The sequence below is a fragment of the Pseudoalteromonas sp. HL-AS1 genome (genome assembly GCF_031198785.1).
Classification (GTDB): Bacteria; Pseudomonadota; Gammaproteobacteria; order Enterobacterales; family Alteromonadaceae; genus Pseudoalteromonas; species Pseudoalteromonas distincta.
In genome coordinates this window covers 3,557,573-3,575,552 of sequence record NZ_CP133569.1, presented here as the reverse complement: position 1 = coordinate 3,575,552, position 17,980 = coordinate 3,557,573, and the positions used below count along the sequence as shown (strand labels likewise).

The window sequence follows — 17,980 nt, the reverse complement described above, 5'->3', positions numbered from 1 at the left end:
GACATTTAATAATACCCTAGGTGGTATTAAGGAATTATTTTAGGGACGCTCATGAAAAAAACACTTATCGCATCAGCTTTATTACTAGCAGCACCGAGCTTTGCAGCCGATTGGCAAACTATTCATACTGAACATTTTAATATTCACTACAGTATTGAGCATGCTGATTTTGCTAAATCAACTGCAACAGAGCTTGAAATAGTACGCACCAAAGTGCTTGAGCAGCAAAACCGAGCACTTGATAAAACAGTTGATGTAGTGGTGTTTGATCCCCTAAATGCGGCAAATGGCTTTGCGCTACCTACCTCAAATAATCCTGTAATGGCGCTTTTTACAACCCCACCACAATCCGACACCGTTATATCAAACAGCGCTGGCTGGCAGCAGTTACTTGTACTGCATGAATATATTCACTTAGTACACTTAGCACAGCCTACACGCAATGACTGGCAGCAAAAAGTACGTGGCATATGGGATTTATACGACTTAACTTACAGTGATACACCGCGCTGGGTAGCCGAAGGTTATGCCACATTGATTGAGTCTAAAATGACGGGCCGTGGGCGTTTATTTGATAACTACTCAGAGTCAATACTGCGAGAATTTGCTCAGCAAGGTGCTTTGCCAACCTATGGGCAATTAAATGGCGAGCAGGGCTTTATGGGCGGCTCAATGGCGTATTTAATGGGTAGTCGCTTTTTAAATTGGTTAGAGCAAAACTATTCAGAGCAAACACTCGATAGTGTTTGGACGCGAATGCAAGGCGTAAAAACGCGTGACTTTGATGAGGCATTTAGCGGTGTGTTTGGGCAAAGTGCAGCCAAGCTATATCGCCGATTTATAGCTGAATATACCTATAAAGCAATGCAAATAGAACAAGGAGAGCCGTTACTTAATAGTGAACTTTGGCTTGAACTTAACTTATATGCAAGTAACCCTGTACTTTCAAAAGATGGTAGTAAAATTGCAATTGTTGAGCGAGACAAAGAGAGCAATACCAAGCTTATAATTTATAGCACGGGTGACAACATAAAGGCGCAAGAGGAGTTTACTAAAGCGCAAAAAGAGCTACTCGAAAACGATGCACAAGACATCCCCGATACAGCGCCAAGAGTATTTAAGCGCGAACAAAAACAAGTGCTTAATCAAATTAACCGAGCTGGTATTGCAAACCCGCAATGGGTAAATAACACAACGTTGTATTTTAATGCGTACAGCAATGAAGAGTCGGGTATTTATAACAAAGTGTCTGATATATTTAGCTATAACACTGACACTGGATATATCACACAGCTTACCAAACTTGCTGGTATACGACGATTTAGCGTAACCAGTAACAGTGAAACCTTGTATGGCGAGCAAATAAGAGATGGCTACTCTGAATTAGTAAAGGTTGATCTCAATACGCAAACCACCACACCATTATTTACAAAAAGCCTTGAGACAACTTACGATTATCCAATACTCAGTCCTGATGAAACTAAATTAGCTTATTTATCAACGTCATTAAATGAAAACTGGCAATTGTATATACAAGATGTAGGTGGCAGTCAGCAGCAATTAGTACCTATGCCAAACGGGTATCAATATTTAAGCCAGCCGAGCTTTAGTTTTAATGGCGAGTCACTTTACTTTGTTGCAGGCTTAAATAGCACTACTGATATTTATAACTACAACATAGAGAGTAAAACACTTACCAAGTTAACTCAGGGGCAGGAAGCCGTTGCCCACCCGATTGAAATGGCCGATGGCTCGTTACTCTATTTTTCGATAACCGCAGATGGGCCAAATATAAAAACACTGCCAAAAGCTATAAAGAGCACTGTAGTTACTGAATTTTCGGCTAACAAAAAAGCACCGCTGCTAATAGTAAACGAACATACACTTCCAAAAGCTAAAATATATACGCACCAAACAACGCAGCAGACAAATTACAACGTACTCGATCAGCACGCTACTTTTGCACTAGGAACGCAGTATTATTCGGCTTCAACAAGTTTGTTAGATTTAAGCATTAAAAGTAGCGACTTATTAAAGCAGCTCGACTTACAAGCGGGATATAGCACTGACTTACACGATGGAGCACTGCACGGTGGTTATGTGCAGGCAAAATATAATGCGCTTGATGTAAAACTGAAACTTGCACTGTTTGACTATAATTTAAATACATCGCGCCAGTATCAACAAAGCCTAAATGCAGATATGGATGCCCGTGGTGGTTTTGCTGCAATAAGTTACCCCGTTAAATTTGGGCAGTTAAGTTTAACGCCAGAGCTTGCCTACAATTACACTGATTATAAACAAAGCCATAAAAATTGGACGCGTTTAGGCGTTGCCCAAAATTGGCAATATGATCGTCAAGACTTTGTGATAGGCCAAAGTGTTTATGCGAGTTGGTACGATGGCAGTAGTAAAAGTAGTAATTGGCAAGGTTACGATTTAGCCGCCAAAATTTTTGGTAAGGCGTTTGGTATTCCTCTTTATGCAAACTTTTCTCAAAAGCAACGTGATGACAGCAGCCTTGCATTAGGTGGTTTTAGCTCAAATCTTATTAATCAGCAACAAAGTAGTGAACATGTACTTTCATCTGATCTGCCCTTTTACAGCGCAACTGCAAAGCGCTATCAAGGCTACGGTGGCGGCTTTAGCTTTAAAGAAGGCATGCCGTGGCTTTATTCCAAGCAACATCAACTCGACGGCACCGTATATGCACAAAGTTACGGGATAAAACACCAAGGTGATTTTAGTTTTGGAATGGGGCCTGCTGGTATAAATGACTTAATATTTAATATGGGACTGTCGCGAGTAGAAGGCGACAGTTTTGAGGATGAAATGCGAGCGTGGCTGAGCTTTTATTATTCCCTTTAGCGTTTAAAGTTAACCACGGTTTGGCTAAGTCATTGTTATTTGTCCATTTGTAACGACAGTAACTTAGCTTGATATACATCGATTTTTTGGTTATCACGTTCTAGTTCGATAGCTTTCTCAAGTAAGGTTTGTGTTTGTTTAATATTACCTTGTTGATAGCGAACTTTTGCGAGTTCCAAGTATAACTCAGCAATGTAAGGCGCTTTAGTAATAGCTTGCTCAAGGTGCGCTTTAGCCTGATGAGCGTGGCCAGCTTGTAAGTCGTTTTTAGCGATTACTAGTAATTCATATGGGTCTTTTTCTTTATTAACTAATTGTGAAGTGAGCTCTTTAACAAGCTCTTCGTCGCCTAATTTTTTAGCTAAAAGCTGATAGTTGCTGATTAAATTAATGCTTATTTCATTATTACTAAGTGCTGTTTGATAGATGTTTTTAGCGCTTTGTAAATCACCAGCCCGACGATGCAAAATGCCCGCTATATTAAATAATTCAGGATCATTGGGAGTGTATTTGTTTGCTTGTAGAATAAGTGAGTACGCAATATCCAGCAGTTTGTCTGCTAGCGCTGTTGCAGCTAAATTACTGTAAAACTTAGAAACTAAATCGTTATAATCTGCACTGCTTGAATAAAAGCTGCGACGGGTAGGAAAGTAGTCGATTAAGGTGCCCGCTCTGAAAAATTCAACAATATTATCATCTTTTTTCTCTACTTTTGGGGCGTATACTCTTGTTCTAAAGTGGCTTGCTACATAACAACATTATTTTCTTTTGCGTATACAGGCTGACTTGTTACTTCTTGAAAGCTCGTTTCTAATCCGAGAGCTTGTGCATAGCTTTGTGTTAAAACAGCTAAGCTAATGCAGTTGCCTTGCGAAAGTTTTAAGGCTTGGGCTGAAGTAAGTGTATCGCCGTGGTATTTAAAGTTAGCTAAGTTGCTTTCGAGGTAGTTGTAAATAATGCGGTCATGACGGATTTCAGACTGTTTTTGTTTTTCGGCATAGGCTAAAAATTGTTCTTTTTCAACATTTGGCAGCTCGAAAATACTGTACTCAGAAGGAGTGTCGAGTTTATTAAACAAAGAATGGTTTAATAGTTGTTCAAGCTCTATTTGTTGTTCTACTTGCTGAACCTTGGTTGTGTTACATCCAACTAAATATAAAAAAGTAATACAGACTGCTATTTTATAAAACATCATAAACCCACTCCATTGTTAAATTTTACATTACAATGTGGTGGGTTTTTAATCAAGCACTTGCTGTACTGCGTTTACTTGAGCGATTTTTTTGTGATTGTTTTTTACGTTTACGGCGGGTAAACCACAAGTAAAAACCAGTACCTGCTAGCCACACTGGGCTCAAACCAATTACGCACCACAGTATTTTACTTATTAGCCCTGCAAAGTAGCCAAAATGAAGTTTTCTAAAGCTATCAATTACTTGCCAGCCAACGCCTACTTCGCGAATATCCCAGTTAGTTAAATGTTCGCCTGTTTGCTTATCGTAGCTAACCGTATTAGCGTATTCGCTCGCAAGCGGGTTATTTGTATCGACTTCGCCGAATAAGGTGATATTTTCGTCAGGCTCGAGTGGCATAACTAAAAACGTACCATTAAAAGTGGGTATTTGCTTTTTACTGTCATCGAGTATGTGTTGAAACGAAATATCGCTATTGTGCAAGTTTTTGGTTAGTACAAAGTGCTCTTCCTCAGCGTGTTCAATAACTTCGTGATACCACACCGCCCAGTTAAAGTAGCCACCTGTAATAGCTAAAATAATAATGATGGGCGACCCTATCACCCCCGTCATTTTATGAATGTCGCTAAGTACAATTTGCAGTGTTGCACGCCAGCGCACACTAAATAGGCGCTGCCAAAATTTACGATAAATAATAAGTCCTGTAATACCTAATACCAATAAAAACAGAGCAAAAAAGAAGCCTAGTACTGTGCCTGTTTGCCCTGGCAGGTTTTTAAAGTCGTTAAGTAAAAAGGTGTAATGCAGTTCTAAAAACCAATCAGTAAAATAATGGCTGGTACCAACAGGCTCTGACAAAATGTCACCCGTATACTGGTTTAAATGAAACTTATACCATTGCTCTGTCCCGCGTTTAACTAAGTAAACCCGATCAGCAGTATCATCGTTAAATATTTCCCAACTACCTACTACATACTCAGGGTAAGCAAGCTCTGTTTTTGCGATTAATTTGTCGATTGGCATGCGCTCTGGCAGTGCTTTTATAACATAGTGACTGCTTGGCATAAGTAAGCCATCTATTTCACTTTTAAAAACTAATACGCTCCCTGTAATACTAATAACAATCAAGGGAATGAGAGCTATAAGAGCGATCCAACTGTGAATTTTAAAAAGAGTTTTTCTCATAGATAGTTTTATATATTGCAGTTAATGACTTGCGCATGATAACAACTATCATTTTCATTTGATAGCTTGTGAGTAGGTTTCCTATTAAATAAGTAAACCGTGAACTTAATTCTACGGTTTTTGTATACCTAGCTTGCCAGTACCTAAAATAAGAATGTCTTATTTAGTTGAGTTAAATTTACGCGGCTCTACAATGCCGCGCTCATAGTAAAAGCCTTTTAAAAACAGATGTTTATTAAATGTTTTTATTTCTGTTTTTAATTAACATTTATATAACGAGCGAGGTTGCTTTGGCGCATTATTTGCCTATATTGTCTTCTTTTATTTTGGTTTTTAGTTTTTTACCATTACTAAACAAAATTCGAAAAAATCGTAGTGTCTCTGGTTTGTCACTATTAATGATGACATTTGGATTAGCACAAAGCCTTTATTTTATAACCTACAATATTTTCTTTGAGCGCTATTATATTGCGTTACCATTTATTGTAACCGGTGCATTAAGCGGGCTTATTTTATATTTTTTTGCACGTTTCAACGCAGCTAAACGAGAACGTGTACAGCTGGTTACTATGCTAGGCTTTTCGTTACTGCCGTTTTCACTGCTTTTAAATTCAAGCCTTGATACTGCAACGGTATTAAGCGCTTTAACGTATGTTGGCCTTGTGATGAGTTCTGTACGTGTTATGCCGCAAACTTATAAAACATTGCGTACGGGTAATGTGAGTAATTTAAGCGCGCGCTACTTTAGCTTGCAGTTTATTGCTGGTATTTGCGGCTTAGTTGTTGAGCTCACAACAGTTGCTCCAAGCACGGCGCACTTACTTATGTTTATTATGCTATTGCTTACCAATGCTGTGCAATTTGGTTGTATGCAATACTATAGAATGCGACCTGTAATGGCTTAAAGCAAAAATAAAAGTGCTAATTTAGTTTAGGTATGGCAGTTTTAAGCTATTAATCATTACAAAGTTTAAACAATGCAATTAGCTATTCATCAAATTGATGCGTTTACGAATGAGTTATTTAAAGGTAACTATGCGGCAGTGATCCCACTAGAATCGTGGTTAAGTGACGATTTAATGCTAAAGATTGGCGCTGAGAATAACGTATCTGAAACTGCTTTTACCTGCCTGCAAGACGATGGAAGTTTTGTTATTCGCTGGTTTTCGCCGTTAATGGAAATCGACTTTTGTGGTCATGCCACACTTGCGGCTGCCTATGTTTTATGTGAAGAGCATAATATATCGCAAATTCGCTTTATTGCTGATGCGGTGGGCGAGCTAATCGTTAATAAAAACGCTGATGGCAGCTTTGCAATGACCTTTCCTAAACAAGCACCGGTTAAAGTGCAAAATGTACCGCAGCAATTGCTTGATGGCCTGTCTATACAACCGAGTAAAGTGCTTAAAAACCGCCAAGCTTACTTTGCTATTTATGAAAATGCCGATCAAATACTTGAATTAACAACTAACTCCGAGCTTTTAAAAGCGCTTTATCCACTTGATGTAGTAGCTACAGCACCTAGTGATGATTATGATTTTATATCTCGTTATTTTTGGCCTGCAAGCGGTGGCGACGAAGATTATGTAACGGGCTCAATTCATACTGGCTTGGCACCTTACTGGGCGCAGCAATTGGGTAAAACTACGTTAAGTGCTTATCAGGCTTCAAGCAGAGGCGGGCATTTAATTTGCAAAGTGGATGATACAACCGTCACCTTAACGGGGCATGCTGTAAGGTATTTAAAAGGCACTATTTATATTTAATTAGGAACTTTATATTTGACAAGGAATAATGTTTAACTATTCATTTCAAAATCATATTAGCAAGTTGTTTTTTATAATCCCACTAGTCATTTTTGAATTACCGTCTTTATTTTATCTATTAATACACGCATTTGTAACAGTTGCTTACAAATGTCACCTTAATGTTTCATAAGGCTCTGGTATTATGATGTTAATAGAGTTTTGGGGATAATAGAATATGCAAACAAATTCACTTAGATGGGTTTTTCCATTTGTAGCGCTAATTGTTGGTGTTGTTGGCTTTATGGGAATAAATGCCATTGCACAAGAGCCAGAAAAAAAAGAAGTAATTGATACTCGTCCAACAGTGCAAGTTGAGCCAGTGGCTGCAAACGATCATCAAGTTATTATTAATAGCTACGGTGAAGTAAAGCCTCTTGAAAATACACTGCTCTCGGCGCAGGTGTCGGGTGAAGTGTTAAGTTGGCATCCTAATTTTGTAGCTGGTGGCATAGTTGCTCGCGGTGAAACGTTATTCACTATCGAAAAAGATAATTATGAAGCAGCAGTACTTGTTGCAGAGGCTGAGCTTGCTCGCGCGCAAGCGGGTTTAATAGAAGAACAAGCTCAAGCTCAAGTAGCCGAAGACGAAGCCAAGCGCTTTCCAAGTAAAGCGCGCACAGATTTATTTTTACGTAAACCTCAAGTGTTAAGTGCGCAGGCATCTGTAAAGTCGGCGCAAGCAGCATTAAAGCGCGCGCAACGTGATTTGGATAATTGTGATGTTACAGCCCCTTACGACGCATTGGTGATTAGCCGAAATATAGGTGTTGGACAATTTGTCACTATGGGCTCACAAGTTGCTGAACTCAATAATATTGAGACCGCTGAAGTGATTATTCCTATCGCAGGGTTCGATAGCGTGTTTTTACCAGAGCGTATTAAAGGCATTACCGCTACAGTGATTCAAAAAGGGCTAAATAGCTTTACGCGCGAAGGGGTAATAGACCGCGACTTAGGAATTGTAGATAGCGCTACGCGCATGAGCAGTTTAGTTGTGCGAATTGAAGACCCTTATGGTTTAAAAACAAAACAGCCATCTATTAAATTTGGTAGCTACGTACAAGTTAATTTTGCAGGGGCTACGCTTAATAATATTTACCGCTTACCGCAAGCTTTAGTGAATAACCAAACCGCATGGGTCGTAAACAAAAGCCAAGAGCTTGAGCCACGTAAAGTAACGGTTATTCGTGAAGAAGGTGAATACTTTTATATCAGCAGTGGTTTAAATGCTGACGACCAACTCGTTACTACTTTGCCTGAATACCCACAAAAAGGGATGCAGGTTAAAATTGCCGGTGTAGCTACACCTGAAAGCTCAGAGTTGAGCACCTCAAACACGCAACAGCTGTAAGGTGTATTAGACATGAGCGAATCAATACAAAAAAAACAAACAGGACTCATTGCCTACTTTGCTAATAACTCGGTTGCTGCAAACTTAATGATGTTTTTTATCATTGTTATGGGGGCTATAAGTTACTTCACCATTCAGCGTCAAATGTTTCCAAATATAGAAGTTAACTATATTAACGTTGAAGCTAACTACCCAGGTGCCTCTCCTCAAGAAATAGAAGAAAGTATTCTTATAAAAATTGAAGAGTCACTTAAAGATATAACCGAAATTAAAAAAGGTGTGTACCGCGCTTTTAGAAATGGCGGCACTGCAAGCCTTGAAATAAACACTGATGCTGAACTTACCGATGTGCTTGATAAAGTAAAGTTACGTGTTGATGGTATTGCGACTTTTCCGGCAGGTATGGAACCGGTCACCATAAGCCAAGTTGAATTTAGGCAAGATGTAATAGGTATGACACTTGTTGGCGATTTATCGCTTACAGAGCTTAAGCCTATTGCTAACCAAATAGAAGATGAGTTACTACAGCTATCTAATGTTTCACTCGTTGAAAACGATGTACCGCTTGACGAAATTGCAATTGAGATAGACCCCGATACGCTTCGCCAATATAACCTTACCCTTAGTGATGTTATGAATGCGGTGCGTCGTTACTCAGCTAACTTTTCGGCAGGGCAATTAAAAACCGATGCGGGTGTTATTTCTGTTCGAGTAGAGAACCAATTTTACTCGGGTGAAGAGTTTAGACACATCCCGGTAAAAATTGGTGAGTATGGCGCTAAAGTTTTACTGCAAGATATTGCCGTTATTAAAGATCAATTTACCGAAGGTGAGCGTTACTTTAAATTTAACGGTGAAAATGCCGTTTATATGTCGGTTAAAGCAACACAAGAGCAGAATATAATTCCTGTGGCCGATTCGGTTAAGACATTTATTGATCAAAAAAATAAGCAGCTACCGCCAGGTATTAGGTTAGAGCCATTAATGGACATGACATATTACCTAAACGCACGCCTTGATATGATGAAGGCTAACTTGTTTCAAGGTGCAATTTTAGTGGCCATTATGCTGTCGTTATTCTTGCGCTTTAAACTTGCATTATGGGTAATGATTGGCTTACCCGTTTGTTTTTTAGGGGCCATGATGATGATGCCGTTATTTGGCATCAGCATTAATATTATTTCGTTATTCGCGTTTATTATGGTGCTTGGCATAGTGGTGGATGATGCCATAGTAATAGGCGAAGCCGCCTATACCGAGGTAGAAAAAAGCGGTGGTGGTGTCGAAAGCATCGTACGTGGTGCAAACCGCGTAGCAACTCCTGCAACGTTTGGCGTACTAACAACAATTGCTGTGTTTGCTCCGTTTACGCTTTCAAGCGGTCCAGAAAGTGCCTTTTTTTATGGTATAGCTGTTGTAGTTATGCTGTGTTTAGTATTTAGCCTTGTAGAGTCAAAGCTTATATTACCGGCTCATATTGCACATACACACTTTTCACCGATTAAAAAAGGTGGCTGGCGCGATCGCTTTAACACTCGATTTTTTGGTTTTGTAAATGGTCCATATAAACGTTTTATTGCGAAATGTGTAGATTGGCGCTGGACAGTGTTATTCGCTTTTATTGCTATGTTTATAATAAGCATTGCACTTATTACGTCTAATAAAGTACGTACAGTACCTACTCCTAAAGTGCCGCACGACTTTCCGCAAATACAAGTTGAAATGAACGATAACGTTTCTGACTTACAAACTATTGCGGCTATTCGTGAAATAGAAGCTATGGTACTTAGAGTCGATGAAGAAACAGAACGTGAGTTTGGTCAAAAAATTATTCGTGATGTGTTGGTATTTAATCAAGGCAGAACTGAGTCGCAGTTACTAGCTCCATTAGTTGACGAAGATTCACGTCCATACAATGCATTTGAGCTTTCTCGACGGTGGCGTGAGGCTATGCCGACTATTGCTGGTATTAAGTCGTTAACTATTCAAGACGATGTTGGTGGCGGCGGTGGTAATGGCGGCGGCGAGTTTGGCTATTTACTGTATGGCTCAGACATAGATACTTTAAATCAAGCGGGTCGTCGTTTTATTCAATTACTTCAACAGCAAAAAGGATTGTTTGATATTAGCTCAACCATAGATCCTGCGAGCAAAGAAGTGCAAATGAGCCTTAAACCTGTTGCTTACGATTTAGGCTTAGATTTAGCAGGTATTGCAAATCAAGTGGGTGCTAGTTTTTATGGTGGCGAAGCGCAGCGCGTAATCCGAAACGGCGAAGAAGTTCGTGTAATGGTACGTTACCCTAAGCTGACTCGTGAGGCATTTTCATCGCTTAAACACACCGTTGTTACCACCCCACAAGGGCGAGAAGTACTGCTTGGTGATGTAGTAGAATTAACAGAAACGCCAGGTATAAGCTATATACGCCGCGAAGGTGGCTACCGTACCGTGTATGTTTATGGCAATATTGATGAAGAGCAAATTGAGCCAGGCGAAGTGGTTAAGCAAGTAAAAGAAAACTTACTGCCACAGCTAATAGAAGAATTCCCAAGTGTTAAATCAGAGCTTGGTGGCGCAATAGAAGAGCAGCAAGCCCAAGCTAATGAGCAAATAATGTTTTTTATTGGCGGAATGATTTTAGTATACATACTGCTAGCTGTGCCACTTAAAAGCTATTCACAACCGCTTATTGTAATGTCGGTTATTCCATTTAGTTTAACCGGGGCTATTTGGGGTCATTACTGGTTTGATTTAGATATGAGCTTAATGTCGGGATTTGGCTTAATTGCAGCAGCAGGTGTTGTTATAAATGATTCACTTGTAATGACCGATTATGTAAACCAAGTTCGCCGCGAAGGTGTTAGCGTTAAAAATGCAGTAATAGAAGCCGGTTGTGCCCGCTTTAGAGCAATACTATTAACGTCGATAACAACCTTTGCTGGTGTATTACCTATTATGTTTGAAACAAGCTTACAGGCTAAGTTTGTAATACCAATGGCAGTAGCACTTGGCTTTGCTGTTATGTTTGCAACGTTAATAACGCTTATATTAGTACCGTGTTTATATATTATTTTAGGTGATATTGGTGCCGTATTTAAACGCCCATTTAAAAGCCGAGCTGTGAAAGTCTCGTAGATAAAAAACATAAAAAAAGCACTGACCGTTATTAACGCTCAGTGCTTTTTTATTATCTATTTATTGTTGTTAAACTGGCTACAACAATAATTAATCTTTAAATTGCTTATGGCAATCTTTACAGCCTTTAGCCCATGCGCCAAAAGCTTTACCAATTACGGCTTTATCGCCCGATTGAGCAGCTAACGCTAGCTTATCTGCATTTGCTGCAAAAGCATTCGCTTTTTCAACAAAGGTTGCATTTTCGGCCCAAACAGCAGCAAGTGCAGCTGTGTCACCTTTATCTGTTCCTTCGTAAAACGCTTCCCATGGCATTTTTGAAAGTGCAGCAGCGTTGTTAGCACGCATTTTAAATTGCTCTGCGTCAAAAGGTACTTTGCCTTTTAGCATTGCGCCCATGTCACCAATTTGCACTGAGATCATTGAAAACGCAGCTTGGCGGTATTCAATCGCGTCACTTGGCTCTTTAAATGCAGAATTTGCCGACACGCTAAATGCACATGTAGCTAATGCTATACCAGCTAATATTTTTTTAAATTTCATAGTTTGCCCCTGTTGAGTATTATTCCTAATTTAATATCTTGTATGCAACGTCATTTTTATTCAAGCGAATACGACGGATTTAATGAAAAGTTAATCATTAATGCCTATATCGGCAAATATCATGCCTCGTCGCATGCTGCGCGTTGCTAAAAATACTTCACCTAATAACGAAATAAATGCACAAATGAGTAACGCCATGGCAGCTACAAAACAACAAGCAATGGTCACGCTTAAGTTAATGGATTGTATATGCGACAAAAATAAAAACATAACCACAGCACATACAAGTAAGGCACTTAATACACTTAAACTAAAAGCAATGTGTATAAAACGAGATCTTTTCAATAAAGCGCGCAGTTCTGTTGCTAGCGACTTACTAAAATCGTCATCTGTATTTACTTTTAATCTTCGCTCCAGTAAACGCGCTCTGTCGGTAATTCGTGCTAAGCGATTAGACAAAACACCTAAAGTAGCAGCAATACCCGTGATTAAGAATACAGGAGCGACAGCTGTTTGAATCACTTTGGCCATGGTTAAAATGTTTATTACTTCGTTATTCATACTTTTCTCGAAAGGGTTAATGTGTTTACACTCATTTACAAAGCAAAAATAAATAATACCTATTAAGAATCAATTACTTATGATTTTTTGTAACCTTTTCATACATAAGTTGTAATTTGTTTGTAATCAAGGTGTTGCTCAGGATGGGTGTAAAGTTTTATATTCTAAATACAGACCAATTACGATTGGTAATAAGTACAATAATATAAAACTCACCTCAGGGGAAATAATGTCAAATATAATAATGAGAAAAACAGCTATATCGACTGCTATTGGTTTAGCTATGATGTCATACGGTGTAGCTGCAGCACCTGATTTTTCTAAAGGGTATGTACCTGAAACTTCAAGCGTTAAAACTTATTCTCAAGATAAAACAATATCTATAAAAGCGCGTTATATTATTCAGCTTGAAGACGAACCATTAGCGACTTACAGAGGTGGTATTATAGGGCTAGAAGCAACTTCAGCAGTTATAACGGGCGATAGTAAAATTAAGCTATCTTCTGCACCCGCTTTAAAATACAACAGCTACCTAAAAGCAAAGCAAAAAAGTGTAGCGCAAGTTGCAGCGTCTGTAAGTGGTGGTTCAGTATCTCATTCGTTTAGTACGCTATTTAACGGTATTGTTGTTGAAGGTGAGGAAGGTCAGCGTGAAGCGCTTGCTAAGCTTTCAGGCGTTAAAAAAGTATTTTTAGATACTGAATATCATACCTTAATGGATGCATCTATCGATGTTATAAAAGGTGTTGAAGCATGGGAGGCTTTAGGTGGCCAATCTGAAGCTGGTAAAGGTGTTAAAGTTGCAATTATAGATTCTGGTATTCGCCCTGAAAACCCGATGTTTTCAGATGTTGGTTTTGCTGCTGCAGAATTTAGCGAAGAAGAAGCTGCTTACATTGCTGAAAACCCAGACTTCTGTCGTGTAGATGGCGGCGAAGCTGATTTTTGTAATAACAAATTAATTGTGGCGCGTGCTTTTGGCCCAACCCCTAGTAATTTGCACCCAGATGAATACATTGGATCTCCTTTAGGTTATGACGGCCATGGTACTCACGTAGCGGGTACTGCAGTTGGTAATCCTATTGAAATTACGTATAAAGATAATAACGTATCTATTTCAGGTGTAGCTCCTGCTGCGCAGCTAATGGCTTATAAGGCGCTGTGGCATACGGCTGATGGAAATGGTAGCGGTACAACTGTTGCATTAATGTCTGCATTAGAAGCAGCCATTAATGATGGTGCTGATGTTATTAATAACTCTTGGGGCGGCGGCGCAGGTGGTAACCCGTCAACGAGTGCCTACAGTGACTTATTCAAAGCTGCTGAAGAAGCAGGTGTAGTAGTTGTTACTGCCGCTGGTAATGACGGTAATGGTGCCCAGACAATTGGTTGTCCAAGTTGTATCGAATCGGGTCTAACTGTAGCTAATACACAAACTGGCCGTTTTTTCTCACAGTCGATTGAGGTTGCCGGTGAGACCTTCATGAGTATTGAAGGTAGTAATGGTTTATTAACAGACCCTACTTCATTACCTATTATTTCTGCGCAAGTGATTGCTCCAGATAACTTTGAAGGGTGTGAAGAGTTTGCTGAAGACGTATCATTTGCTGACTCTGTAGCATTAATCTCTCGTGGTAGCTGTGCATTTTCAGCCAAAGCTGCAAATGCTGAAAAAGCAGGAGCTAAAGCTGTTATTATCCACAATAATACCCCTGGCGGAGCTATGGGTATGGCTATGGACGATGCGACTATTCCAGCATCATCAATTAGCCAAGAAGATGGGTTAGGTTTAGTTGAGTTATTAACTGAGGCTGAAGAGTCTGTCATTGCATTATTAGATCCAAGTGTTAAGCGCACAATTCAAGAGAAATTTACAGATGCAGTGAACTCCTCAAGCTCTCGTGGTCCTAACGGCGAACCTAGCTTCTTAAAACCTGATATTGCAGCTCCTGGTACAGATATTTTATCAGCATATTCTCCTGATGAAGGCGATGGTATTACTTTTAATGCGATTACTGGTACAAGTATGGCAAGCCCACATGTAGCTGGTGCTGCTGCGCTTATGAAACAGGCACACCCTGAATGGAATGCAATTCAAATTAAAACAGCTTTAATGAGCTCGTCAAAAATGGATGGCTTACATAAAGAAGACCTAGTAACGAAAGCTGATGCATTTGATGTGGGCGCGGGACGTTTAGATATGCCTAGTGCGTTAGATGCATCCCTTACATTTGGTCATGGTTCATACGCTGATCCAAGTTGTTTAAGTGTATGTAGCTTTACTAATACAGTTGAGAACATGGCTGACGTGGCAGGAGAGTGGACGGCTAAGATAGTAACAGATATGGAAGGTGCTGAAATTACAGTGACTCCAAGTACTATTATGCTTGAAGCAAATGGTTCTGTTTCCACAAGTACTGACAGTGCAGGAATAAAAGCTAACGTAGCTGAATTTAACTTAGATATTGATTCTACTTTTAATAGTGTGAAAGGTTGGAACTTTGGCCATGTAGTATGGACTCACACTGAAACAGGACAAGTTGCGCATTTACCATTTGCTATTTACGATAATGAAGCCACAAATAGTAGCGTATTTAGCGCAACAGTTGATGCAGACTCACTAAATTCTTCTACGCCAGCAAAGATTGGTGTGCAATTTAATAATACTTTGTTTACTGATGAGTTATCAGTAAATGTGAAGCTTGATGAAAATGCTGAACTCCTCAAAGGTGCTCCGCCTGTAGTTGAAGTAACAAATGGCGCTGGTGCAGTAACTTTAAGTGAAGACAACAAGGAGCTAACTTGGACAGGTACACTTGGTCCAAAAGAGTTTGGCATTAACAGCAGCGACCTCTTAGGCACGCTCTCTCTTGCAGATGAAGGTTTTGACCCACAATCTTGCCCTGATGGATGTGATGAGATAACGATTACCGTAGAAGCAGATTTTATTTTTGATGGTAAAGAGTACTCAGCATTTACAATCTCAGATAACGGCTTTATTGCTGTTGGCGCTGATGTAAATACAGCTAACTCATGGAGTCCTCAAGCAATGCCTAATGCTAGTTCACCAAGCGGTGTAATTGCTCCATTATGGGCTGATTTTGATTTGGCGGGTGGGACTGGTGGCGGCGATATATATGTAGCTAAATTTGAAAGTGGTTATGTTGTCGTTGAATGGCATGACGTTGAACTTTATGGAAGCACTTCAGGTGATAAGTACACTTTCCAAGTTATTTTAAAGGAAGGTACTGATGAGGTTCGTATAAACTACATCGATGTTCCAACTTTACCTTCTCCTTACTCTGCAGGTGTCGAGTCTGCAGATGGTAATGTAGGTGCAATGATAGATACAGTTCCAACAGGAGCAGGTATTGGTAGTGGGTATCTAGTTGATCAGATTAAAGGCGGAACTGTTGATATTCAGTATCAAGCTTTTGCAAAAGATCGTAGCCATTACACTACTGCAGATTCAGTGGAAGTTGACGAAGAGCAAACAATTAATATTAACGTATTAGCTAACGATATGGCTGAATCTCGCTTTGTATTCGACGCTGTCGCTTCATCGGCAACAGAAAATGCGGAGTTCTCCGCGCATAAAGGTGTGAGAGTTAAGGGTAGTCTTGTAGCAACGACTGTTGAGGTTGTATCTGCACCTTCAAACGGTTCAACAACAGTTAAGGAAGATGGCACTATTGATTATACACCAAATGCCCAGTTTTCTGGCGAAGATAGCTTTACATATACAGTACGTGAAGCGTCAGGTACTACCGCTGAAGAAACAACAGTATCAATAGTTGTTAATGATACAATTGCTGACCCTCAGCCAGTTACACCAGAGCCTGAAAGCAATGGATCGTCTGGTTCACTTGCATGGTTAACATTACTAGTAGCGCCGTTTGCATTTATGCGTCGTCGTAAACAAAAGTAATTTTATAACTTAATAGTTATATAAAGGGAGCCTCGGCTTAATGCCAGTCAGTTAAGCTGACTGGCATTTTTCTTTTTATGGGGATACTTAGATGGTTTTGGCTTAACCCATCGGGGATATCTTCTATCCTCTCGTCTAGCTGGAAGCTTAAATAAGACCAGTGTATTGAGTAAGTGCTGCCAGTGTATTGGAATGTTTCCTGGACTCATTATAGATACTGACGAGAAATACTGAATGACAGCCATCGAACTGCTAGAGAAACTAAGCTGGTTAGGCCATATCCCTGTAACTGTCGCCGCCATCGTCATTATTCTTCGTATTAAATTATAGGCGAGTAACACGCCCCATAGCTCCTGACGCACCATGTCTGGACGCTTGCTTCTTAAATGGTATGCGCTATCAAGCATGGTTTGTTTGATTTCTCTAAACCCAAGTTCTATCTCCCAACGATGACAATATAATTCAACAATTTCATTACCTGGATAACGCAATCTATCCGTCATCGAGGTTAATATACGGTAGCTTTTGCCCTTTATTGTTTTGCTGATTAATCTCGCTTTAATCGTTTCAGGAACATCGGGAAAGTTTTTTTGTGCATGCTTTGTGGTTTTCAATTCAATGATATGGTCATTTTTACCCGCGCTGGAGATGATTTCATACTGTAAGTCGGGCCTTGCTGGTATCAGCCAGTGCCTCATCTCCCCAGTTTGGTGCCAACGGTTTAACAGGCCTAAAGAATAATATCCTTTATCAAACATAGTCAGTGAATTATCTGGTGTACGTTCAATTAAACGCTCAGCTAATTTCATCTCGTTGGTTTTATAGTTATCAAACTCGCTACTGAGAAGTTGATGGCTGGTCAATTCCATATGACAAACCATGCGTATTTGAGGAAAGGCTGTATCACCGTATTGGTTGCTACCTGAAGAGAAGGCTTTACGATTATCAGGCGTGTCGGCTGTTCGCCACACAACACCGTCAACAGCTAATAGGTTCAAACCATTCCATGTTTCGAATGACTGTTGCTTATACATTGATTGAGCAGATTTATTGAAAACGTGTTTAACGGAATCATCACCTAACCTTTGTCTCGCCTGTACCATCGCACTTGGAGCAACGAGTTGGTTCTTGCCAGGTAACATGATATCTAGCTTATTAGCGATATTCCAAACTGATTCTTTTCGAAACAATGCCATGCCAATAACTGACCACAAAACGGCTTCAAGCGGTAACCTTCGCTTACGAACGGTTGCAATCCCAGCTTGTTGAAAACCTTGTTCAATGATTTCAGGGTCAAGAATTTCTGATAATTTTTCAAAGGTATGGTATCGGCTGCTTTCTTCAAGTGTTGCTTGCAGTGCTTGTTCTATATTCACAAAAAAATCCGTAGTTAGTTTCCTAACTACGG

Annotated in this window: 10 protein-coding genes and 1 pseudogene; 6 read left to right on the top strand and 5 right to left on the bottom strand. The window is 39.8% G+C overall.

Annotated elements, in window-relative coordinates; genetic code table 11:
• Window positions 1–51: 51 nt before the first annotated feature.
• On the top strand, window positions 52–2,868 hold the full coding sequence (locus RB214_RS16580) for a hypothetical protein (protein ID WP_309167832.1): 2,817 nt from the start codon (window positions 52–54) through the stop codon (window positions 2,866–2,868).
• A 35-nt stretch (window positions 2,869–2,903) separates the two neighbouring features.
• On the opposite strand, the pseudogene RB214_RS16575 reads toward RB214_RS16580, so the two are convergent.
• Window positions 2,904–4,063 (bottom strand): annotated as a pseudogene (locus RB214_RS16575) (tetratricopeptide repeat protein).
• 49 nt (window positions 4,064–4,112) lie between these two features.
• Entirely contained in the window at window positions 4,113–5,246 is a 1,134-nt protein-coding gene (locus RB214_RS16570) for a PepSY domain-containing protein (protein WP_165743240.1), read from the bottom strand.
• Window positions 5,247–5,536: 290 nt separating this feature from the next.
• Between RB214_RS16570 and RB214_RS16565 the strand changes: the two genes are divergently transcribed.
• The 4 genes from RB214_RS16565 to RB214_RS16550 all read left to right on the top strand — a co-directional run bounded on the left by RB214_RS16565 (window position 5,537) and on the right by RB214_RS16550 (window position 11,540).
• Window positions 5,537–6,151, top strand: a complete 615-nt coding sequence (locus tag RB214_RS16565; RefSeq protein WP_033013459.1) for a PQ-loop repeat-containing protein — start codon at window positions 5,537–5,539, stop codon at window positions 6,149–6,151.
• Window positions 6,152–6,223: 72 nt separating this feature from the next.
• Window positions 6,224–7,012 carry a PhzF family phenazine biosynthesis protein gene (locus RB214_RS16560; RefSeq protein WP_309167831.1) on the top strand — a complete coding sequence of 263 codons (789 nt, stop codon included), beginning with the start codon at window positions 6,224–6,226 and terminating at the stop codon, window positions 7,010–7,012.
• Window positions 7,013–7,229: 217 nt separating this feature from the next.
• Window positions 7,230–8,405, top strand: coding sequence for an efflux RND transporter periplasmic adaptor subunit (locus RB214_RS16555; RefSeq protein WP_309167830.1), 1,176 nt, complete (start codon window positions 7,230–7,232; stop codon window positions 8,403–8,405).
• 12 nt (window positions 8,406–8,417) lie between these two features.
• Window positions 8,418–11,540, top strand: coding sequence for an efflux RND transporter permease subunit (locus RB214_RS16550; protein WP_309167829.1), 3,123 nt, complete (start codon window positions 8,418–8,420; stop codon window positions 11,538–11,540).
• Between the two features lie 90 nt (window positions 11,541–11,630).
• Here RB214_RS16550 and RB214_RS16545 read toward each other — a convergent pair whose 3' ends face one another.
• Entirely contained in the window at window positions 11,631–12,083 is a 453-nt protein-coding gene (locus tag RB214_RS16545) for a cytochrome c (RefSeq protein ID WP_309167828.1), read from the bottom strand.
• A 90-nt stretch (window positions 12,084–12,173) separates the two neighbouring features.
• A complete protein-coding gene (locus tag RB214_RS16540; protein ID WP_309167827.1) occupies window positions 12,174–12,644 on the bottom strand; it encodes a DUF2721 domain-containing protein in 471 nt (156 codons plus the stop codon).
• Window positions 12,645–12,873: 229 nt separating this feature from the next.
• Between RB214_RS16540 and RB214_RS16535 the strand changes: the two genes are divergently transcribed.
• Window positions 12,874–16,572, top strand: a complete 3,699-nt coding sequence (locus RB214_RS16535) for a S8 family serine peptidase (RefSeq protein ID WP_309167826.1) — start codon at window positions 12,874–12,876, stop codon at window positions 16,570–16,572.
• A 47-nt stretch (window positions 16,573–16,619) separates the two neighbouring features.
• Here the strand turns inward: RB214_RS16535 and RB214_RS16530 are convergent, their stop codons facing one another.
• The gene (locus tag RB214_RS16530; protein WP_375144327.1) at window positions 16,620–17,948 is read right to left on the bottom strand and encodes an IS4 family transposase; all 1,329 of its coding nucleotides are present in this window, start codon (window positions 17,946–17,948) and stop codon (window positions 16,620–16,622) included.
• Window positions 17,949–17,980: the final 32 nt, after the last annotated feature.